The organism is Endozoicomonas atrinae, from assembly GCF_001647025.1.
Lineage (GTDB): Bacteria > Pseudomonadota > Gammaproteobacteria > Pseudomonadales > Endozoicomonadaceae > Endozoicomonas > Endozoicomonas atrinae.
The window spans coordinates 1-4,433 of record NZ_LUKQ02000347.1 but is presented as its reverse complement, the minus strand read 5'-3'; the positions used below and the strand labels follow the sequence as shown (position 1 = coordinate 4,433).

Below are 4,433 nucleotides of genomic sequence, written 5' to 3'. Positions count from 1 at the left end.
GAAAATCAACATCATTAAAACCTTCGGGTAGCTGTGGTCGACGAGACATCTGTTCTAGATAATGCATGGTAATGATGCCTAAGCATAGTTGGCGGCAGCTTAAGGATTTAGAAAATGCGATTGGTATAATGATAATTGCTCAATTTCGTACACATTGAATTAAATTTTAATTACTTTTTTTTATAAGTATCTTCATGTCCCTAGATCAGTTCCTCTGGTGCTTCTTCAACATTGATAAAATGAAGTGGCAACAGAAACCAGGAGAGGGGGAGCTATTAGACACCCCCAGTTAATTATCAGTTAATCCTGATTTTCTGGTACTGGCAGCTGGGCAACTCCCAGGTCAAGCTCTTCTTCAATGACTTCCTGATCATACTCGGTATCTGCCAGGGTGCTGCTGACTTTGGCAAGGTGGACCAGTGCATCGCCTTCATTGGCCAGTGGAAGCTGGCTAAGGCCGATAACCACGCCATCAAAAGGTGCAGTGATGCTTTCACTGTCATTGGCATCAAACGGGTTCACAATGGTCATCATGGTGTCACCTTCTTTAACAAGATGACCCTGTTTGATATGAAGTAACACCAAACCATCCCTTGAGCTTCTCAACCATTGGCTCTGGTTGCACTCCCATGGCTGAATAGCTGGTGCTTTGACCGGTTTTTTGGGCAGCATGTTCAGATGTCGCATAACACGCATAACACCTTTGAGGCCCAGTTTGATTGATGCTTCTTCCAGTCGTAGGGCTTCACCAGCCTCATAAACCAGTGCAGGAATGTTGTACTCGTTTGCAGCCCCTCTGAATGAGCCATCTCTCAGGGATGAGTGCAGGATCACCGGGGCTCCAAACGCTCTGGCCAGTCCAAGACACTTCTCGTTGGTCAGATCAGTTCTCAGCTGCGGCAGGTTTGTTCTATGAATGGCTCCTGTATGGAGGTCCAGGGCATAGTCAACGTGTGGAAAAATACCCGTAGTAATCAGGTTGGCAAGCCTTCCACCCAGAGAACCTTTGCTGGATCCCGGGAAGCAGCGGTTCAGGTCCCTGCGATCAGGCAAGTAGCGGATTTGCTGGATGAATCCCAGCTGGTTTACGACGGGAATAACGATCAGAGTCCCATAGATTTTGGACAGGTTTTTGTGACCGAGGATCTGCCGGCAGATTTCCACACCATTCAGTTCATCACCATGAATGGCGGCTGTTACTAACAGGCATGGACCTTTCTTGCGACCGTGAATAACCTCCATCCGAAGATCAATGGGAGTATCGGTGTAGAGTTTGACGACAGGGATATTAAGGTGCTGTCGTGTACCTGGCAGAATGGTATGGCCAAATAGCTCTAGGGGTTGTGCTCTTTCCATGGAGGACTCCAGCCCCGATCATCAAGCATTCTAGAAAGAGATCGGGGTTGAAAAGCATCACTCGGTGTTCTTTTAATCAGAGTGATGGTGGGTTGGTGAAATTGTTTTATCCAGTAATCCGTGTGTTACTGGTGCGGTGATAGTTATTTTCAATGTATTCGATGATGCAGTTGGCTACATCGTTGGCCGTTGCCCGCTCAATACCCTCAAGCCCAGGAGATGAGTTGACCTCCATCACCAGAGGGCCGCGATTGGAGCGAAGAATGTCCACACCTGCCAGCCTCAGACCCATGGCTTTTGCCGCCTTTACTGCCGTGGCTCGCTCGTCTTTAGTCAGTTTCACCAGGCTGGCACTGCCGCCACGGTGAATATTTGAACGGAATTCACCTTCCGGTGCCTGACGTTTCATGGCTGCGATTACTTTGTCGCCTATCACAAAGCAGCGAATATCGGCACCACCGGCTTCTTTGATGTATTCCTGAACCATAATATTGGCTTTCAGGCCCATAAATGCTTCCAGAACGCTTTCCGCGGCTTTTCGGGTTTCCGCCAGGACAACACCGATTCCCTGGGTACCTTCCAGTAGTTTGATGACCAATGGAGCACCACCAACCATATCGATCAGGTCAGGAATATCCCCAGGACCACTGGCAAAACCGGTTACAGGGAGGCCAACCCCTTTACGCGACAGCAGTTGCATTGACCGTAATTTGTCTCGGGAGCGGGCAATGGCCAGAGACTCATTCAGGGAATAACAGTTCATCATTTCAAACTGGCGAAGAACTGCAGTTCCATAAAAGGTGTTGGAAGCTCCAATGCGTGGAATCACAGCATCATAGTGAGGCAGCTCAACCCCTTTCATATGAATACTGGGGTTTTTGTCATTGATATTCATATAGCAACTTAAAATATCAATAACATCGATCGTATGACCTCTGGCTTCTGCAGCCTCAATGATGCGGCGGGATGAATATAACCGCTCGTTACGTGAAAGTAGCGCAATTCGCATTGGGTAATTCCTGATAAAAGGTCATTCTGCGCTCTGGCTGAAAACCTCGTTCATTAATGGTAGAGAAAAAGTATGGCTTACCAGAGAGCTTTTTACTGAATATACGGGGATCGGCAGATTCGTAAAGCTGTTTTATAAAAGTAGTACTCATCTTTTACTATGAAAATTCGGCTACTTTGATTTCTGTAGCCATTTCATGGTTTGTGATGAGCGGAGTACTCTGCTCATGACTATTTATTCTATCTTCACAAAAACGATCCGGGTAACTGGTTGTAAACGGCAATATAAATCAAAGCGGGCTGACAAACTGCAGCCCTTGGGTAGAGGAGGGATCCTAATCAGTAACGGGAGTCAATTTACCAGTGGTCAAAGACCAGGTGCTCGTCTCCGAGTAATTCCCGTAACCGTTTGCGTTCAAGGTGAAGCTCCGCTTTCGACCGTTTTTTCTCATAGTCAGCCTGGCGGGTGCGATAACGCTTTTTGGCTCTGGCCGCTTTTTCAAACTCTTCTTCGAAGTCTGGATACTCTTCCATCTCTGCCTGCTCTGAATGCCGGTCAAGACAAATAGCAAACAGCCGTTCCTCATCTGCAAACCATCGCTCACAGAGATTGTGGAACTGGCGTTGCAGCGCTAATTTCTGGTAAAACCATGGTTCAGTCAATAAAAAAAACAGAGCCTGGATAAAACAGCGGGAAAGCCTGTTTTTTAGTAATTACCTGCGTTTTAGTCTGCAAGCAAGCAAGATTTTCTATGCTTTTGCTTTTTTTATTGGCTTTTTTTTAGTGTTTTATATTTGTTTTGGTGAGTGGCGTTGAGCGATTTTTCTCGGTTTTTTCTTAAATGCTGGTGAATGAAGCGCCATTAAACCGGTACAACAAAATAGTTTCTCTGGGATTACGGCCATCGCTACTTAGTCTCTCAGCTTTTTTCGGGTATGCTCATAAACTTTAGATCAATCGCCCGGCAACCAGCTCTCCATCATGTTCTCCCCTGATATCTTCCAACCGTTTCGCAACTACTGGGCAAATGACCGGTTTAATTACAGTGTAAAAGTTTTTTTTGCCTTGGCTGGCGTTACCTTACCCGCCTGGTATCGGGGAACAACCGATGAGATCACACCCATGGTCTTGGGCATTATTGCTGCTGCTCTGGCCGAAGTGGATGACAACCTTTGGGGAAGAATTAAAGCCTTGATCTTGATGCTTGCCTGTTTTCTACTGGCGTCACTGTCAATTGAGCTGCTGTTCGGTCATATATTTCTTTTTGCTGCCGGACTCTTCTGCTCAACGTTTGGCTTTACCATGCTCGGTGCTATGGGGCCACGTTACAGCAGTATGGCATTTGCTTCGTTACTTCTGGCTGTCTACACCATGTTGGGTGCGGGAGAAAGCCCCAGTCTCTGGGAGCAGCCGGCTCTGCTTCTGGGCGGAGCGCTCTGGTATGGTGTGCTGTCTCTGGTCTGGCATATCCTCTGGCCTAATCGACCTGTGCAGCAGTCTCTGGCTAATGTATTTAAAGAACTGGCTGGTTATTTTGACAGTAAAAGCCAGCTGTTTGATCCCGTTGCTAATATGAACCCTCAGCCTTCACGCTTGGAGGTGGCCAGGAAAAATGCGAGTGTTGTTAACGCTCTGAACCAGGCCAAGGTTTCATTGCTTCAGAGAGTTCGCCGGCAGATCAGTATGCGAGAGCAGCCTTTTCTGCAAATTTACTTTCTTGCACAGGATATTCATGAGCGGGTGAGTTCCTCTCACTATCGCTATCAGGATCTGGCAGAAAGCTTCTCCCGAAGCGATATTCTTTTCCGCTTTCAGAAAATGCTCAGAGTTCAGGCAAACGCATGTCGGGCAATAGCTCATACCAATTGAATTTTCTAACTACTGTATAACTGCCCAATCACGGGAGCACAGACTGAACAGTCGACCAGCTTCGCTGCAAAGGTTATTCCAAGCTTCACAGCAACAATCTACAATATTTTCATAACCTGAAAATGCTTTGTTTGATAAGTCATGCTCCCGCATCCACTCCCATAGCCTTTCTGAGCTGTTTAACTCCGGTGCGAATGGT

4 protein-coding genes and 1 pseudogene are annotated in these 4,433 nt (G+C 47.0%); 1 reads left to right on the top strand and 4 read right to left on the bottom strand.

What is annotated here, in order from left to right; all coding sequences use genetic code 11:
- Window positions 1-300: 300 nt before the first annotated feature.
- The 3 genes from AK963_RS25840 to AK963_RS25830 form a co-directional block, all read right to left on the bottom strand.
- Window positions 301-1,356 carry a succinylglutamate desuccinylase/aspartoacylase family protein gene (locus tag AK963_RS25840; protein ID WP_066018243.1) on the bottom strand — a complete coding sequence of 352 codons (1,056 nt, stop codon included), beginning with the start codon at window positions 1,354-1,356 and terminating at the stop codon, window positions 301-303.
- Between the two features lie 106 nt (window positions 1,357-1,462).
- Entirely contained in the window at window positions 1,463-2,365 is a 903-nt protein-coding gene (rimK, locus tag AK963_RS25835) for a 30S ribosomal protein S6--L-glutamate ligase (RefSeq protein WP_066018242.1), read from the bottom strand.
- Window positions 2,366-2,721: 356 nt separating this feature from the next.
- On the bottom strand, window positions 2,722-3,027 hold the full coding sequence (locus AK963_RS25830; protein ID WP_066018241.1) for a hypothetical protein: 306 nt from the start codon (window positions 3,025-3,027) through the stop codon (window positions 2,722-2,724).
- 319 nt (window positions 3,028-3,346) lie between these two features.
- On the opposite strand from AK963_RS25830, the gene AK963_RS25825 reads away from it, so the two are divergent.
- A complete protein-coding gene (locus AK963_RS25825; RefSeq protein WP_238593854.1) occupies window positions 3,347-4,234 on the top strand; it encodes a YccS/YhfK family membrane protein in 888 nt (295 codons plus the stop codon).
- Between the two features lie 9 nt (window positions 4,235-4,243).
- Here AK963_RS25825 and AK963_RS35965 read toward each other — a convergent pair.
- Window positions 4,244-4,433 (bottom strand): annotated as a pseudogene (locus AK963_RS35965) (IS630 family transposase); the annotation flags it as partial.